A 15197-nucleotide genomic window follows, 5' to 3' on the forward strand; every position below is an offset into this window, starting at 1 on the left:
CCGGGAGCGCAGCCGCGCCCGCTCGGATCAATCGTCGTTCTGGGGGACCGAGAAGGTTCCGGTGACCCGCCCGCCCGAAGACCCGGCTTCACCCGGCCCGCCAGAGGGCCGTCCATCGACGCTCGACACGCCGCTTTGCAGATCGATCACCAGGCGCCCGCCATTGAGCGTGTCTGTGCCCCGGCGCAGGCTGACATCGCCTGCCATCGTGATGATCCGGCGATTGAAGTCATAGATCGCAACCCCGCCCGATGCGCGTTCGTTGCCGCGCGTGACAGTTACGCCTCCGGTTGCGGTGATGCGCTGGATATCGAGCGAGCCATCGTCGGTGAAATTCACCAGCATCCGGTTCGAGCGGACGGTCAGGCCGGCCTGCGTTACGATCACGCCGCCCGATAGAGTGACGCGGTTCTGGCGGTCCTGCAATTCGATGGTCCCGGCATCGTAGGTCACTGGCGCGCGCGTGTTGTGCGACGCGATGCCTTGCGCCTGCAGGCCGATCCCCCCGGCGAGCGCCGCAGTCAGCGCAAACCCGCCCGCCATCCAGCCAAAGGCGATACGTACCGAGCGGTTTTGTTTTCGGAGCGTTGCTGGTTGTCGCTGTCATGGCATCCTCAATTTGCCGGGAATCATTCTGAGCCGGGCATTCCCGTCTAGCGTCACTGTCCGCTCGCCCAGATCGGCGCGCATCGTGTCTACCGAGAACGTGCCCGCTGGCACCTCACCCTCCACGCCGTCATCGCCGCTCATCGTGCGCTCTTCGAGATTGACCGAAACGCCGCGCGCCATCATCGCATAGCCATCGGCGGCTCTCAGCCGAACCGCGCCATTGATCGACACGACCTCCCGATCGATGTCATAGACGCCGCCGGGCGCGGTCAGGCGGGCAGGGCCTTCGGGCAGCAGCAGTTGGGCAATCAGCTCGTCCATTCGCACGAGACCCTCGGCGCTGGACCGCTGGACCGCTTCGCCCGCGCTGATCGAGAACGGTCGGCCATTGTCGTCGCGCCCGCGGTACATGGCGTTGTCGACGCTCAGGCGTTCATCGATGACCGCGACCTTGTTGCGGTCGAGCAGGAAGCTGACTTCGCCGCGCGGGCTGAGCGGGGTAATCACCATCAGCGCGGCCAGCACTCCTACTCCCAGCGGGAGCGCGCGGGCGAGGAAGCCGACCAGCTTGTCATGCGATCCGCCGGGCGCGGCAAAATGCTGCCGCTTGCTGCGCAGCTCTTTCGCTTCACTCGTTTCAATGCGGCGCTTGAGAACCATGGCGAACCCGAAAAACCCTTACCCTTCAGGAGTGGCTGAAAATATCGTTCTCCGACCAGCCCGCAATGTCGAGCTCGGCGCGGGTCGGCAGGAAATCGAAACACGCTTGTGCAATGTGCATCCGCCCTTCGCGTTCCAGCCGCTTGGTCAGTTCATCGCGCAGCCGGTGAAGGAACCGCACGTCGGAGGCGGCGTATTCGCGCTGCGCCTCGTTCAAATCGGGCCCGCCCCAGTCGGAGCTTTGCTGCTGCTTGGAAATACTTTCGTTCAGCAGCTCGTCGGTCAGGTTCTTCAGCCCGTGCCGATCGGTATAGGTGCGCACCAGCTTGCTTGCGATCTTGGTGCAGAACACGGGCGCGGCCATCACGCCGAGATAATATTGGAGCGCGGCAAGATCGAAGCGACCGTAATGATACAGTTTCGTGCGGCTCTGGTCGGCCAGCAGCGCGGTGAGGTTGGGCGCTTCGTAGTCGCTTCCCGGGGCAAAGCGCACAAGATGCTCGTCCCCCGTCCCGTCGCCAATCTGGACGACGCACAGCCTGTCGCGGTGGGTGATCAGCCCCATCGTCTCGGTATCCACGGCGAGCGCCGCAGTCCCCTGGAGCACGCCTTCGGGCAGGTCTTCTTCATGAAAATGTACGGCCATATGGCGCAGCCCTACGCCACATAGAGATGGAGGGAAAGGGGGGATAGAGCGAAAGGGGTGAGTGGCCCGGCGCGCCTCGTCCGGTGTACCATGCGCGGGCATGGCCCATGACGATATCCCCGAAAGCTGGCGCGCTGCGCTCGAACCGGCGCTGGCGACGCCCGAGGCGCGCAAGCTGGGCGGCTGGCTGCGGGCGCAGGAGGATGCGGGCAAGACCATCTACCCTCCGCGCGGTGAGCGGCTGGCAGCGCTTGCGATGACCCCGCTCGAGGACGTGCGCGCAGTGATCCTCGGGCAGGATCCCTATCACGGGCCGGGCCAGGCGCATGGGCTGGCATTTTCAGTCCGGGACGGAGTGAAGGTGCCGCCGTCGCTGCTGAACATCTACAAGGAGCTGGAGAGCGATCTCGGGATCGAGCGGCCCCGGGCAGGCGACCTGTCGCCGTGGGCGCGGCAAGGCGCGCTGCTGCTCAACAATACGCTGACGGTCGAGGCTGCGCAGGCCGGTAGCCATGCCGGGCGCGGCTGGGACGCGCTCACCGATGCCGCGGTCGAGGCTGTGGCCGAGCGAGGCGATCCGACCGTGTTCATCCTGTGGGGCAGCCATGCGCGCAAGAAAGCGGGACGGGTCAGAGCCCTTGGGTCGGGCGATCACCACCTCGTCCTGACCAGCCCGCACCCCAGCCCGCTTTCGGCGTATAACGGCTTTTTCGGATCGCGCCCGTTCAGCCAGGCCAACGCTTTTCTCGAAGCGCATGGCCGAGGCGCAATTGACTGGCGGCTGTAAGCGCCGCACTCTTGAACCGTGAGAGAGCGGGCATGACCGAAGAGGAAGCGAAAGCGGCGCTGATCGCGCGCCAGGCTGAGCTTGCGGAAGAAGACCGCATCAGCGCCGAAGGCCGCGCGCCGGTGACCCTGCAACAGGACAGCGTCGGCAGGCTTTCGCGGATGGACGCGATGCAGCAGCAGGCGATGGCGCAGGCACAGGAGCGCCGCCGCGCACAAGAGCGCGCGCGGATCGCAGCAGCGCTCGCGCGGCTGGATGAAGGCGAATGGGGATATTGCGTGAGCTGCGGCGAGGACATTGCCGCGAAGCGATTGCAGCACGATCCGAGCGTAGCGGTCTGCGTGGGGTGTGCTGGCTGATGCCCAGTATGCGATGTCAGTCCTACGGCCCCCATTGGGTGGGGAGCGGAAATGCCCGAAGATACATTCTCGACCGGCACTGGCATCAAGACGTGTCTTATACCGGTTGAGAATTTGGTGATCAGCAGTTGGTGGCGCACAATGCAAGCAACCATCGGTTGGATGAGGCCCCATGTCCGCACGCATTGTCAAAATTTACTTGCCGGAGACCCATATCGGGCAGCTTGAAGAAGTTTTGCAAAAGCATGCGAGGCGGTTCTGGCGCGAAGCCGTGCCCGGCGGCCTTGAGAAATTCAGTTGCATTGTTCAGCAGCGATATACGGACCGTCTATTGACCGAGCTTAGTGCGACTTTCGCAGATAACCCTCAATTTACGGCCTATGTAGAACAGATTGAGGCAGTGCTTCCGCCAATCGACGAAACGCCCGAAACTGAATTGCCGCTCGACGGCGAGCTTTCCCCGCCGACGGCGCTTGAGCGTTTCTTCAGTCGTGACCGGCTTAGCACCGATGAACTTTACGACGATATCGAGGAGAGCTTGCATGTAAGGCCTTCCTATCTTCTCACTGTTACGCTGTCGGCTGTCATAGCGGGCCTCGGAATGCGGAGCGGTCAAACAGCCGTCGTAATCGGCGCCATGATCATTGCCCCCTTGCTAGGTCCGACAATGGGACTAGCTTTGGCAGCTACGGTAGGCGATCGCATGTTGGGCAAGCAGGCGGCATTTACCTTGATGACCGGATGCCTTCTTGCTGTGCTAGCAGGGTGCGCACTTGGTCTAATCGTCGAGATCGATCCCCTCATACCTGAACTCAAGAACCGTACGATGGTCCAACCAGCCGACGTCGCTCTGGCGCTCGCATGTGGAGCGGCAGGAGTGCTTGCCTTTAGCCGAGGAGCATCACTTGCACTTGTGGGCGTGATGATTGCAGTTGCGTTGGTACCGCCCCTGACGGTACCGCTGGCATTTACATTGGTGCCGACTTTCCCATTGCCGGTGCCAATGCTCTGTTCCTTTTTGCGGTAAACCTGGTGTGCGTGAACGTCGCTGGCATAGCCACTTTCCTGTTCCAAGGCCTGCCTCCCAAGAGTTGGCGAATGACCGGCGGTATTCTGTCGGTTTGGGGCTTCCTCTTAATCGCGATGATGTCGATGATGGCGGGCCGAATATTCCTGGGGTTCGGATCGTGGGATAATGTTCTCGATTTCATCAATGGGCAGATGTGAATTTGGCTGCCGCCACGTTTCGAGGCATGCGCGTCAGCTCAATGGCATTCTAACGCAGTTCGTGCCGAATGCCCGCAATCGGTCCGCAAGCGGACCCCCGCTCGGTCAAAACCCTGTCGTCAGCCGCAATCCAACCAGTACGCCGGTGTCGCGCGCGGCGACGGCGCTGTCGATGACCTGTGCGTTGGCGGTGACCTCGAACCTGTCGGCGATGCCGAGAGTGTAGAACACTTCGATCCCCTCCTCGTCCTCCAGCGCGAGGCGCGGGGCGAGGACATCGACCAGTTCATCGGTCAGTGAGTAGCGGAAATAGCCCGCGCCAAAGCGGTCCTGCGGGCGGCTGCGGGGATTGCCCGAGACGCCGAAGAAGCCACTCTTGTCGAGGAAAGTCGGGTCGCCGAGCGAGGTATAAACCTGTCCGAACACGCCCCAGCCCTTGCCCGGTGCCTCGGGATAGAGCTTCACGAACTGGTAGGCAGCGAGCACGGCGGCGAATTCGCCCCGCGTGTTGCCGAAACTGGTACCCGGCGGCGGGATCAGCACAGCGGGCAGGTTGGACGAGGAGATATCGTCGCGCGTCGACCCGGTCAGTTTCAGCGCATAATAGCCCGGTGCGCCGCCGATCTTGACCGGAACCGTGATCGAACCGAGAAAGCCGACGCCGCTTTCGAAACCGGTCTCGAACCCGGTGCGCTCATATTGCGAATCCGGGTCAAACACCCACAGCCGGTACAGCGCCTTCTCGGTCGGCACCTCGAGCATCGCGCCGGTCAGGGTGTTGGGAATAACGGCAGATGGGGGCAAGGCGAAGCTGAGGTTCTGGAACCCGTAATGCCCGTCGCTCCCCACCACCGGCAACTTTCCGCCGAGATCGAGCACGTTGACCTTGCCCACGGTCAGCTTCGCGCCCGAATTCCAGCGCTTCGATACGCTGACCGAGAGGTCGAAATCGCCCGCATCCTCGCCGCGGAACAAGGCCGTGTTGCTGGGGATGAGGCCGATCGTGCCGTTGGAATCCTCGCCCCATGTGAATTCAGGGCGGATGGTGAGCGTGAAACTGTCATCGAGCCCGAAAGCGCGGCCTTTGACATCGACATACGCGTCGACCCGCCCGGCATAACGCAGCGTATCGGCGGCATCGCCGGCGACCGGCATGTCGAGGAAGTGCGAGGCGACGATCCGCGCATCGATGGGGCCGGACTGTTTTTCAGGAGCGGTCGGGGATGCGGGCGCGACCTGCGCGAGCGGATCGTTGCGGGGCGCGCGGCTGTCGGCGATGACGATGGCTTCGCTGCGCTGGCGCTCCGATGAAGCAGTGAAGGTTTCATCGAAATCGGAAGCCAGATCGGACCGGGCACCGTCTGCCAGAGCTGGGCCGACTGAGGCGAAAGCGAGCGCGCCCGCAGCCACAAGGTTCGTCCCGCGCAGCAGCCTGGTCCGTGTTGTAAACGAATGTGCGACCGTCATTTTCCCGCCCTGACTGTCAGGGCCTATTCCTGGCCCTGCCGTCTTCTTGATACTTTTAGCCCCCTGAAGTGACCCGCCCGCGCCAAAGTCGTCAAACGGAACCCCTTCAAATCAAGCAGGACTATTCCAGCATCAATTGCAGCCGGGATTGTAGCCAAGCGACATTTGCCGCCAATTACTGGCTGCGCGGTAAGGCGTTGCTAACCTTCATAGCGCCGTTTTATGACCGCAATTGTCCGGTCAGCGCGGCAATTGGGTCGCACCCATCAGCGCTTCATCGACGCTGCGTGCACATTGGCGGCCTTCGCGAATGGCCCATACGACAAGGCTTTGCCCGCGCCGCATATCGCCGCAAGCAAACACGTTCTCGGCGCTGGTGGCATAGCGATCCGTATCGGCCTTCACGTTGCCGCGCTCGTCCAGCTCGACCCCGGCCTGTTCGAGCAGTCCGGCTTTCTTGGGTCCGACAAAACCCATCGCGAGCAGGATCAGGTCGGCGGGGATCGTGAAGGTGCTGCCTTCGACTTCCTGCATCTGACCGTCTTTCCATTCGACCCGCGCGCATTCGAGACCGGTCACTTTCTCTCCGTCGCCGATCACGCGCTTGGTCAGGACGGCCCAGTCGCGCTCGACGCCTTCTTCGTGGCTGGAAGACGTGCGCAGTTTCAGCGGCCAGTCGGGCCAGGTCAGCGCCTTGTCTTCGCGCTCGGGCGGTTTGGGCATGATTTCGAGCTGCGTGACGCTTTTTGCTCCCTGCCGGTTGGATGTGCCGACGCAGTCGCTGCCCGTGTCGCCGCCGCCGATGACGACAACGTCCTTGCCGGTTGCCAGCAGACTGCCGCGCGGCGCGGCGCGCACTTCATCGTCGCCGGCATTGCGCTTGTTCTGCTGGGTCAGGAATTCCATCGCGAGCCGAACGCCCGGCATTTCTGCGCCGGGGATGGCAAGCGCGCGGGCATCTTCCGAACCGCCCGACAGCACGATGGCATCGAAGTTTTCCTCGAGGCTCTTGAACGAGACATCGACGCCGACTTCCTTGCTGGTGCGAAACTCGACCCCCTCGGCCTCCATCTGGATGCAGCGGCGGCTGATTAGGTGCTTTTCCATCTTGAAGTCGGGAATGCCGTAGCGCAGCAATCCGCCGACGCGGTCGCTCTTTTCGAACAGGGTAACGCTGTGCCCGGCGCGCGCGAGTTGCTGGGCGCAGGCCATGCCAGCCGGACCGGACCCGACGACTGCGACCGATTTGCCGGTCTTTTTATCGGGCACTTGCGGCGTGACCCAGCCCTCGTCCCAGCCGCGATCTATGATCGCGCATTCGATGCTTTTGATCGTGACCGGCTGGTCGACGATGTTGAGCGTGCAGCTCGCCTCGCACGGGGCGGGGCAGATACGGCCCGTGAATTCGGGGAAGTTGTTGGTCGAATGCAGCAGGTCGAGCGCGTTTTTCCAGTCGCTCTCGTAGACGAGGTGATTCCAGTCCGGGATCAGATTGTTCACCGGGCAGCCATTGTGACAATAGGGAATGCCGCAATCCATGCAGCGCGCGGCCTGTCCGGCCAGCGTCGCATCGTCCGGCTGGACGACGAATTCGCGGTAATTGTTCAGCCGTTCCTTGGGATCGAGATAGTCGCGCTCGCGCCGCTCGATTTCGAGAAACCCGGTATCCTTGCCCATTATTCGGCAGCCTCCATTTCGGCATCGCGCCGTTCGGTTTCGAGAGCCTTGAGCGCAGCTTTGTAATCGCGCGGCATCACCTTGACGAAGTGGCCCAGCGCTGTGTCCCAGTTGGCAAGCATCTCCCCTGCAACTGCGCTTCCCGTGTGCAGTTGATGGCGTTCCACCAGGATACGCAGGCGCTCTGCATCGTGACGCAGCATGTCGCCCATGCCGAAATCGTGTACGGAACGTGGGCGCTGCGCGGGGCGTCCGGTTCCTTCCTCCGCGTCGGCCTCGGCAGAGATCGTTTCCAGATCGACCTGCGCATGGTTCACGAGCTCGCTGAAATTGCCGTCGGGATCATAGACGTAAGCGACCCCGCCGCTCATCCCCGCGGCAAAGTTGCGGCCCGTCTTGCCGAGCACTGCGACAACGCCGCCGGTCATGTATTCGCAGGCATGATCGCCCGCCCCTTCGACCACCGCGATGGCGCCCGAATTGCGCACCGCGAAGCGCTCACCTGCGACGCCGCTGAAAAACGCCTCGCCCGCAATCGCACCGTAAAGCACGGTGTTGCCGACGATGATGTTTTCGCTCGCATCGCGCGGAACGCCGTCCGGTGGGCGCACGATGATGCGTCCGCCCGACAGCCCTTTGCCGACATAGTCGTTGGCATCGCCCGAAAGGTCGAGCGTGACGCCGTGCGCGAGCCATGCGCCGAAGCTTTGCCCCGCAACCCCGGTCAGGTTGATGCGGATGGTATCCACCGGCAGGCCCTCATGGCCGTGCGCCTTGGCAATCTCGCCCGAAAGCATCGCGCCCACCGTGCGGTTCACATTGCGGATCTCGTAATCGAGCTGCACGGGCCTCGCCGCTTCGATGGCGCCCTTCGCGTCGGCTATGAGCGTATTGTCGAGCGCCGCGCCGAGGCCGTGATCCTGGCTTTCGGTATTTTGCAGCGGCGCGCCTTCCTCGATCTGTGGCACATGGAGCAGGCGCGACAGGTTGATGCCGCGCGCTTTCCAGTGGCGGTGCATTCGGGTCATGTCGAGCCGGTCCACCCGGCCCACCATTTCCTCGACGCTGCGGAATCCCATTTCGGCCATGATGCCGCGCAGTTCCTCCGCGACGAAGAACATGTAGTTCACCACATGCTCTGGCGTCCCGGTGAAGCGCTTGCGCAGTTCCGGGTCCTGCGTGGCAACGCCGACCGGGCAGGTGTTGAGGTGGCATTTGCGCATCATGATGCACCCGGCAGCGATCAGCGGCGCGGTGGCAAAGCCAAATTCGTCCGCGCCCAGCAGAGCGCCAATCGCGACGTCGCGGTCGGTGCGCAGCCCGCCATCGACCTGCACCGCGATGCGGCTGCGCAGATCGTTGAGCAGCAGGGTTTGCTGCGTTTCGGCAAGGCCGATCTCCCACGGGCTGCCCGCATGGGTAAGGCTGGTCAACGGCGATGCGCCGGTCCCGCCGTCATAGCCCGAAATGGTGACGTGGTCGGCGCGCGCCTTGGACACGCCTGCGGCAACCGTCCCGACGCCGACTTCGGACACCAGCTTCACTGAAATGCGCGCGTCGTTGTTTACGTTTTTCAGATCGTGAATCAGCTGTGCGAGGTCTTCGATCGAATAGATATCGTGGTGCGGCGGCGGCGAGATCAGGCCAACGCCCGGCGTCGAGTGTCGCACCGCGCCGATGCGCTTGTCGACCTTGTGGCCGGGCAGCTGTCCGCCTTCGCCGGGCTTAGCGCCCTGCGCCATCTTGATCTGGATATCGTCCGAATTGACGAGATATTCGGTCGTCACACCGAACCGGCCGCTGGCGACCTGCTTGATCCGGCTGCGCATCGAATCGCCGTTGTCCATCGGCTTGAAGCGGAACGGTTCCTCGCCCCCTTCGCCGGTGTTGGAGCGCCCGCCAATGCGGTTCATCGCCACGGCAAGCGTCGAGTGCGCTTCGTGACTGATCGAGCCAAAGCTCATCGCGCCAGTGCTGAACCGTTTCACGATTTCGCTCGCCGGCTCGACCTCATCCAGCGCGATCGGTTCATCGGCTTTTTTCAGCTCCATCAGGCCGCGAATGGTCAGCAGCCGTTCGGACTGTTCGTTCACCGACTTGGCGAATTCCTCATAATTGGCTGCGTCGTTACCGCGCACCGCATGCTGCAATTGCGCGACATTGGCGGGCGTCCAGGCGCGCTCTTCGCCGCGCAGGCGGTACTGATATATGCCGCCGACATCGAGCATGCCCTTGTAGAGCGGATTGTCGCCGTAAGCCTGCGCGTGTCGGCGCACGCTTTCCTCCGCCACCTGATCGAGGCCGACGCCTTCGATGGTGGTCGCTGTGCCGGTGAAGTACTTCTCGACAAACTGGCTCGACAGACCAACTGCGTCGAAGATCTGCGCGCCGCAATAGGATTGGTAGGTCGAGATTCCCATCTTCGACATGACCTTGCGGATGCCCTTGCCGATGGCCTTGATGAAATTTTGCTCGACCTCTTCGCGCGGGATGGCTGCATGTTTGCGTGCGCGGATATCCTCGAGCGTTTCGAACGCGACGTAAGGGTTGATCGCCTCCGCACCGTAGCCGGCGAGCACGCAGAAATGGTGCACTTCGCGCGGCTCCCCGCTTTCCACGATAAGGCCGGTCTGCATCCTGAGGCCTTGCCGCACGAGGTGATGATGCACCGCCGCGGTTGCTAGCAGCGCGGGCATCGGCACGCGGTTTTCGTCCTGCGCGCGGTCCGACAGTACGAGGATATTCTGGTCCTGCAGCACCGCTTCGGTCGCGGCCCAGCACATTTCCCTGATCGCCAGTTCGATCCCCTCGACCCCGGCGCTCGCGTCCCAGGTCGTGTCGATCGTGGTGCAGCGGAATGCGCCATCGACCACCGCTTCGACCGAGCGGATCTTCGCCAGATCCTCATTGGTCAGGATCGGCTGTTCCACCTCGAGCCGCTTGTGCGCGCCGGCCTCGTGACCGAGCAGGTTCGGGCGCGGACCAATCATCGACAGCAGGCTCATCACCAGCTCCTCGCGGATCGGGTCGATCGGCGGGTTGGTGACCTGCGCGAAGTTCTGCTTGAAATAATCGTAAAGCAGGCGGGCCTTGTCCGACAGAACCGCAATCGGCGTGTCGGTCCCCATCGACCCGATTGGATCGTCGCCTTTGATCGCCATCGGCTCGAGAAAACGCGAGACGTCTTCCTGCGTGTAGCCAAATGCCTGCTGGCGCTGGAGCAGCGTGGTCTTGGCTTCGGGAAGCTCGGACAGTTCCGGCTCGATATCGTGAATGTCCTCGAGCCTGACCTGTGCCTGCTCAAGCCATTTGGCGAACGGGTTGGACGCGGCGAGGTCGGCTTTCAGCTCGTCATCCTCGATGATGCGGCCCTGTTCGAGGTCGATCAGCAGCATCTTGCCGGGCTGGAGTCGCCATTTGCGCACGATGCTGTCCTCGGCAAACGGCAACACGCCGCTTTCCGAAGCGAGGCAGACGATATCGTCCTTGGTCACGCAGAAACGCGCCGGACGCAGGCCATTGCGATCGAGCGTTGCTCCGATCTGGCGGCCATCCGTGAAACAGACGGCGGCAGGGCCGTCCCACGGTTCCATCAGCGCGGCGTGATATTCGTAGAAAGCGCGCCGTTCGGGGTCCATCAGTTCGTTGCCGTTCCACGCCTCGGGTATCAGCATCATCATCGAATGGGCGAGGCTGTATCCGCCCGCGATCAGCAATTCGAGCGCGTTGTCGAGGCAGGCGGTGTCGGATTGGCCGTGCGGGATGATCGGCCACATCTTGTCGAGGTCCGGACCCAGCAGGTCGCTTTCCATTGTCCGGCGGCGCGCGTTCATCCAGTTCACATTGCCGCGAACCGTGTTGATCTCCCCGTTATGCGCGATGAAGCGGAACGGGTGGGCAAGCCGCCAGCTGGGGAACGTGTTGGTCGAGAAGCGCTGATGCACTAGGCCGAAGGCGGAAACGCATTCGGGGTCGCTGAGGTCATCGTAGAAACTGCCGACCTGCGTCGCGAGCAGCAATCCCTTGTAGACGATCGTGCGGCTTGAAAGGCTCGGCAGGTAGGTTTCGGTCAGGCCGGGGATGCCGTGCTTTTTGGCCAGTTTGGCGAGCGGGTTCAGCGTTTGCTTGCGGATCGCGAGCAGCTTGCGCTCGAACGCGTCCTGATCCGCGCAATCCTCTGAGCGCACGATGATCGCCTGTTGGATGACAGGCATCGAATCGATCACTGCCTTGCCCAGACCATCGGTTGAGGTCGGGACGGTGCGCCAGCCAATGACGTTCTGCCCTTCCTTGGCAGCGAGTTTTTCGAATCGTTCGATTACGAATTCGCGCGCGGCATCGTCCTGCGGTAGGAAGCACATCGCAACGGCGTAACTGCCCTCTGCGGGCAGCGTCAGGCCCTTTTCGCGCGCCCAGCGGCGAATCAGAGCGTCGGGGATCTGCATCAGCAATCCCGCCCCATCGCCCAGCAGAGGGTCAGCGCCCACAGCCCCGCGGTGGTCGAGATTCTCAAGGATTTCAAGCGATTGCTCGATGATCGAATGGCTGCGCTCGCCCTTGATATGGGCGACCATGCCTACTCCGCAGGCGTCATGTTCGTTGGCGGGGTCGTAGAGACCCTGGGAGGTGGGCTGTCCCATGGAAAAAATCCGTTCTGTCAGATGCCAATGCCTGAGACCGCCGCGGCCTCGCCACGCGGTTCCTGCACCGGCAGAATGTCGAGCGCACCGGGCGGGCAGCCCGGACCGCGCTTCGTTTCACACTCCTATTGCCGACGGATTTGTGATTTTGCAACCGCGAAGGGCGAAGTTTTATTACGCATAGGTAAGCATCAGCTATGCATTTCGTGCGATCGCTTTCGCAGTGTCGCCGTGCCGCCGCCTTTCGAAGGGCCCGGTCAGGCCGCTCCGCGCAGCTTTTGCAGCTTGGCGAGCGCCTCGCGCAGGTCGCGGGTCGTGTCTCCAAGCTCACTTTGCGCGGCGTCTGTTGGTGAAGCATTTGCTTCGCCGCCCTCGAATGCGCCGTCGGTGAACATGGTTAGAGCCTTGAGCGCTTCGGCGAGCGGAGCATCGCGGTCGGGCGATTTCGGCCTGTGCGGGTGAGCGCGCTCGTCATTCTGCCGCTCATGCAGGGCGGCGGCGAAACGCTCGACCATTTGGATCAGGCTCAGTTCGTCGGGCGGGATCTGGCGCAGCTTGGTGAGGGCAGCGGGCTGACGCGGCTCCGGGATATCGGCGACCTGCTCGGGCCCGGCTTCGGCCAGGATTTCAGGTTGATCGTCGACTGCGGGGTCCGGTTCGGCAGGTGCTTCCGGAGCGCTTTCGTCCGGTTGTTCGTGAACCCAGACTGCATTGCGCCCGGCCATCCCGGCAAATTCGGTCAGGCCGATATCGCGCGGACCCTCGCGGCTTTCGTGAAGGGCGGGCGCTTGCAAGCCCGGAATATCACTCGCTTGTGTCTGGCCTTCGTCGTACCGAACGCAGCGCCGATTCGAAGTCGCGCATGGTCAGGCAATCTGGCTCTGGGTCAGCGATATCGTCGTCGGTGAGCGGGTGAGCAGGCGCGTGTTCGTGTGCCCGCTCCGCAAGCGCACCCAATGTCGGCGCATGCGTGGCATTGCGCTCCGCCGCCTGTTCAGCGTCCTCTTCGACCAAGGATTGGCCGGTGATTGCGGCAAATGGCTCGGTTTCGATCGGCGCGTCGAAACTGTCGCTGCCAAGTTCTGTCGCCGGGTCGATAGGCTGGACGGCTGCCGACGCTTTTCTTGCAAGTATATGGCCGGCTGGGCCCGCCAGGCGCTGTTTCAGGAGTGCCGCTGCTGCAAACGCAGCGATGCCGCCGATCAGCGCCGCGATACCTGCGAGGACGAAGACCATCGCGCCGCCGAGGTTTCGTACCCCTGACGCAGCTTCAAACCGCAGCGCAAGCTGCTCCGGTGCTGCGAGAACCGACAGCCCGAGCAGCAAGGCGCCCCACGCTGTCAGCATCGGGGTAAACGCCGGATGAGCCGCAACCGAAGGCTGCTTGGGGCGCTTTGCGCGCTTGTTCTTTCTTGTAGCGGCTTCGGCCGCTGCCGGTGCGGACGCGTTCGCTGGGGTGTTGGCCGTGGCCTCACCCGTTTCACGTTCTGCGATCCGCTTCCTGATATTACGCATTTCGCCCCTGCTTCAGAAGGTGAAGCGCGTTTCTCGCGCGCTTCTAGGCCCGTATCTTTTTGTGCTGCGGAGCGGGCTTTGCCCGGTTTCCGCGCGCATTCTCGCTTAGCAAAGCTTGGTAAACGCTTAGATAACGCTGAACATTCACTGCCCAGTCGTGCCGGGTTCGGACATGCTGCTGCGCCTGGCTGCGAACGGTGCCCCATTCTTCGCGCGACGACAGCAAGTCGCCCAGCGCCTCGGCGCAGGCCTCGGGATCGTCCGGCGCGAACAGGAAACCGGTTCCGCCATGCGTGACAAGCTCGCGGTGCCCGCCGACATTGGAGGCCGCGACGATGCGGCCTTGCGCCATTGCCTCGAGCGGTTTGAGCGGCGTGACAAGGTCGGTGAGACGCGAAGCCTTGCGCGGATAGGCCAGCACGTCGATCAGCGAGTAATAGCGCTCGACCTCGGCATGGGGTACGCGGTACCGGTAAAGATCACTGCTTGCGGATCGGGCAATGCCGCCGCCGCAGTGCGCCATGCTTCGTCCATCTCGCCTGCGCCAACCAGCAGCAACCTTGCGCCGGGATGCGCGCGGCGAAGCCGGGGCATTGCCGCGATCAGGTCGTCGACGCCCTCGTAATCGTAAAAGCTGCCGATATAGCCGATCACCGGAGTCCCCGGCTCGATACCAAGCTCAGCGGCCAGCGCATCGTCGCGGGGTAGCGGCTCGCCGAACAGCGAGAGGTCGACGCCATTGGGCATGACCCCGATCTTGCCCGGCGATATGCCGCGCTTGATCAGGTCGCCGCGCAGGCCATCGCAGATCGTGAAGACCGCATCGGCGCGTTTGACCACCTGCGTTTCCAGCCCGCGTGTGAGGTGATATTTCGCTGACCCTTCTGTCCCGGTGCCATTACCGACCGCGGCGTCTTCCCAGAAAGCGCGGATTTCGTAGACAAGCGGGATGCCAAGCGCGCGCGCTGCCCGATAGGCTGCCGCGCCGCACAGCGAGGGCGAGTGCGCGTGGATAATTTCGGGCCGCCAGTCGCGTGCGAGCTTCCTGATGCTGGCCGAAAGCGCCGCGATCTCGCGCGTTTCGCTAACCAGCGCCGGCCCCGATGGCTGGCCGGCGGTCCGGTGAAAGGTGAGCCCGTCGACTTCCTCGTGATCCTCATCGGTCGGGGCCTCGACCTGATGGCGCTGTCCGGTGATACCGCGCACTTCCAATCCGGCGGCTTCCTGCGCTTTCAGGATGGCGCGCGCGCGGAAAGTGTAGCCGCTGTGCAGCGGCAGCGAGTGGTCGAGGACATGCAGAACCCTGGTCATGCAGAACCTGTGCCACGAATGTGCTTAACGGAGCGTCAACTGCGTTCCGTTAAGGCGCAATCTGGGCGCGGAGCTGCGCCTCAAGCCTGGACGCCTGCAAACGCATGATCGATTACATCGCCCTCACGATAGGACACGGCCTGTTGGCATACGCCTTCTGGCACCTGTTCCTGCGCGAAGGGCTGGATGCGGACCCGTTGATCGAAGAGCTGAAATCGGCACGAGTTGGCTGGCCGCAAAGAGACCAGCGCCACCGGGCGCGCGGCAGCGAGAAACAGGGAAATCGATGAGCGGAGCGA

General features: G+C 63.2%; 13 protein-coding genes and 1 pseudogene. 5 read left to right on the forward strand and 9 right to left on the reverse strand.

From position 1 onward, the window contains the following. Positions 1–27: 27 nt before the first annotated feature. Genes AC0L39_RS00885 through AC0L39_RS00895 form a run of 3 tightly spaced genes read right to left on the reverse strand, consistent with a single transcriptional unit; the run spans position 28 to position 1915 of the window. Complete coding sequence (locus tag AC0L39_RS00885; protein ID WP_473259968.1) at positions 28–543, reverse strand: LptA/OstA family protein; 516 nt, start codon at positions 541–543, stop codon at positions 28–30. A 60-nt stretch (positions 544–603) separates the two neighbouring features. After that, the gene (gene lptC, locus AC0L39_RS00890; protein WP_473259970.1) at positions 604–1269 is read right to left on the reverse strand and encodes an LPS export ABC transporter periplasmic protein LptC; all 666 of its coding nucleotides are present in this window, start codon (positions 1267–1269) and stop codon (positions 604–606) included. A gap of 25 nt (positions 1270–1294) precedes the next feature. Beyond that, positions 1295–1915 (reverse strand): ribonuclease D, encoded by a 621-nt coding sequence (locus AC0L39_RS00895; protein WP_473259972.1) that lies wholly within the window; start codon positions 1913–1915, stop codon positions 1295–1297. Between the two features lie 100 nt (positions 1916–2015). Between AC0L39_RS00895 and ung the strand changes: the two genes are divergently transcribed. From ung to AC0L39_RS00915, 4 genes are all read left to right on the forward strand, one after another. Then, positions 2016–2702, forward strand: a complete 687-nt coding sequence (ung, locus tag AC0L39_RS00900; RefSeq protein ID WP_473262453.1) for a uracil-DNA glycosylase — start codon at positions 2016–2018, stop codon at positions 2700–2702. 32 nt (positions 2703–2734) lie between these two features. Beyond that, the gene (locus tag AC0L39_RS00905; protein ID WP_473259975.1) at positions 2735–3061 is read left to right on the forward strand and encodes a TraR/DksA C4-type zinc finger protein; all 327 of its coding nucleotides are present in this window, start codon (positions 2735–2737) and stop codon (positions 3059–3061) included. 172 nt (positions 3062–3233) lie between these two features. Further along, on the forward strand, positions 3234–4088 hold the full coding sequence (locus AC0L39_RS00910; RefSeq protein ID WP_473259977.1) for a TIGR00341 family protein: 855 nt from the start codon (positions 3234–3236) through the stop codon (positions 4086–4088). A gap of 71 nt (positions 4089–4159) precedes the next feature. Continuing rightward, positions 4160–4288, forward strand: a complete 129-nt coding sequence (locus AC0L39_RS00915; RefSeq protein ID WP_473259979.1) for a hypothetical protein — start codon at positions 4160–4162, stop codon at positions 4286–4288. 105 nt (positions 4289–4393) lie between these two features. Here AC0L39_RS00915 and AC0L39_RS00920 read toward each other — a convergent pair whose 3' ends face one another. From AC0L39_RS00920 to AC0L39_RS00945, 6 genes and pseudogenes are all read right to left on the reverse strand, one after another. Continuing rightward, positions 4394–5755, reverse strand: a complete 1362-nt coding sequence (locus AC0L39_RS00920) for a carbohydrate porin (RefSeq protein ID WP_473259981.1) — start codon at positions 5753–5755, stop codon at positions 4394–4396. 240 nt (positions 5756–5995) lie between these two features. Next, on the reverse strand, positions 5996–7432 hold the full coding sequence (locus tag AC0L39_RS00925; protein ID WP_473259983.1) for a glutamate synthase subunit beta: 1437 nt from the start codon (positions 7430–7432) through the stop codon (positions 5996–5998). Continuing rightward, positions 7432–12072, reverse strand: a complete 4641-nt coding sequence (gene gltB, locus AC0L39_RS00930) for a glutamate synthase large subunit (RefSeq protein ID WP_473259986.1) — start codon at positions 12070–12072, stop codon at positions 7432–7434. Before gltB ends, AC0L39_RS00925 begins: the two co-directional genes overlap by 1 nt. 257 nt (positions 12073–12329) lie before the next feature. Then, positions 12330–12866: a hypothetical protein gene (locus AC0L39_RS00935; protein WP_473259988.1), complete on the reverse strand. Its 537-nt coding sequence runs from the start codon at positions 12864–12866 to the stop codon at positions 12330–12332. A gap of 10 nt (positions 12867–12876) precedes the next feature. Next, complete coding sequence (locus AC0L39_RS00940; protein WP_473259990.1) at positions 12877–13587, reverse strand: hypothetical protein; 711 nt, start codon at positions 13585–13587, stop codon at positions 12877–12879. A 43-nt stretch (positions 13588–13630) separates the two neighbouring features. Continuing rightward, positions 13631–14898 (reverse strand): annotated as a pseudogene (locus tag AC0L39_RS00945) (TIGR04063 family PEP-CTERM/XrtA system glycosyltransferase). Positions 14899–15002: 104 nt separating this feature from the next. On the opposite strand from AC0L39_RS00945, the gene AC0L39_RS00950 reads away from it, so the two are divergent. Next, positions 15003–15188 (forward strand): hypothetical protein, encoded by a 186-nt coding sequence (locus tag AC0L39_RS00950; RefSeq protein ID WP_473259992.1) that lies wholly within the window; start codon positions 15003–15005, stop codon positions 15186–15188. Positions 15189–15197: the final 9 nt, after the last annotated feature.

The sequence above is a fragment of the Erythrobacter sp. K21-9 genome (genome assembly GCF_055808355.1).

What these genes read in the sequence shown, in the direction of transcription:
- AC0L39_RS00905 (WP_473259975.1), top strand. Translation starts at nt 2,735, where the DNA reads ATGACCGAAGAGGAAGCGAAAGCGGCGCTGATCGCGCGCCAGGCTGAG.
- AC0L39_RS00915 (WP_473259979.1), top strand. Translation starts at nt 4,160, where the DNA reads ATGACCGGCGGTATTCTGTCGGTTTGGGGCTTCCTCTTAATCGCGATG.
- AC0L39_RS00920 (WP_473259981.1), bottom strand. Translation starts at nt 5,755, where the DNA reads ATGACGGTCGCACATTCGTTTACAACACGGACCAGGCTGCTGCGCGGG.
- AC0L39_RS00910 (WP_473259977.1), top strand. Translation starts at nt 3,234, where the DNA reads ATGTCCGCACGCATTGTCAAAATTTACTTGCCGGAGACCCATATCGGG.
- AC0L39_RS00950 (WP_473259992.1), top strand. Translation starts at nt 15,003, where the DNA reads ATGATCGATTACATCGCCCTCACGATAGGACACGGCCTGTTGGCATAC.
- AC0L39_RS00895 (WP_473259972.1), bottom strand. Translation starts at nt 1,915, where the DNA reads ATGGCCGTACATTTTCATGAAGAAGACCTGCCCGAAGGCGTGCTCCAG.
- AC0L39_RS00940 (WP_473259990.1), bottom strand. Translation starts at nt 13,587, where the DNA reads ATGCGTAATATCAGGAAGCGGATCGCAGAACGTGAAACGGGTGAGGCC.
- lptC (WP_473259970.1), bottom strand. Translation starts at nt 1,269, where the DNA reads ATGGTTCTCAAGCGCCGCATTGAAACGAGTGAAGCGAAAGAGCTGCGC.
- AC0L39_RS00885 (WP_473259968.1), bottom strand. Translation starts at nt 543, where the DNA reads ATGGCGGGCGGGTTTGCGCTGACTGCGGCGCTCGCCGGGGGGATCGGC.
- ung (WP_473262453.1), top strand. Translation starts at nt 2,016, where the DNA reads ATGGCCCATGACGATATCCCCGAAAGCTGGCGCGCTGCGCTCGAACCG.
- AC0L39_RS00925 (WP_473259983.1), bottom strand. Translation starts at nt 7,432, where the DNA reads ATGGGCAAGGATACCGGGTTTCTCGAAATCGAGCGGCGCGAGCGCGAC.
- gltB (WP_473259986.1), bottom strand. Translation starts at nt 12,072, where the DNA reads ATGGGACAGCCCACCTCCCAGGGTCTCTACGACCCCGCCAACGAACAT.